We start from the raw sequence: 383 nt of genomic DNA, 5'->3' as shown, positions 1-383 counted from the left end.
AACCCGTGTTTCCGCCGTGAAAGGGCGGCGTCCTAGACCGCTAGACGATGGGCGCCCAAGACGAGGTGGCTTATAGAGAGCGCTTCGGATTCCCGCAAGTGAGCGAGAGCCATTAAATCAACTTTTTTGCGGGAAATTTGTACTGCCGCATCCGAAATGGGATTTGGTACGCCCAACGGGACTCGAACCCGTGTTACCGCCGTGAGAGGGCGGCGTCCTGACCGCTAGACGATGGGCGCCTGCTGCGGAAGCACCGGCACCATACTACGAAAAAGATCATATAGGAAAGAGGAGGAATGGCACGCCCAACGGGACTCGAACCCGTGTTTCCGCCGTGAAAGGGCGGCGTCCTAGACCGCTAGACGATGGGCGCCCAAGACGAG

2 tRNA genes are annotated in these 383 nt (G+C 58.7%); both read right to left on the bottom strand.

Going from position 1 to position 383, the window contains the following annotated elements:
- Positions 1–164: 164 nt before the first annotated feature.
- Positions 165–239: transfer RNA gene (locus QN219_RS33850), tRNA-Glu, on the bottom strand.
- Positions 240–297: 58 nt separating this feature from the next.
- A tRNA-Glu gene (locus QN219_RS33845) sits at positions 298–373 on the bottom strand.
- Positions 374–383 lie beyond the last annotated feature (10 nt).

It is taken from the genome of Sinorhizobium sp. 8-89 (genome assembly GCF_030124325.1).
In the GTDB taxonomy this organism is placed as follows: Bacteria; Pseudomonadota; Alphaproteobacteria; order Rhizobiales; family Rhizobiaceae; genus Sinorhizobium.
Note: the sequence above shows the minus strand (reverse complement) of the source record. Positions and strands in the feature narration are given on the sequence as shown.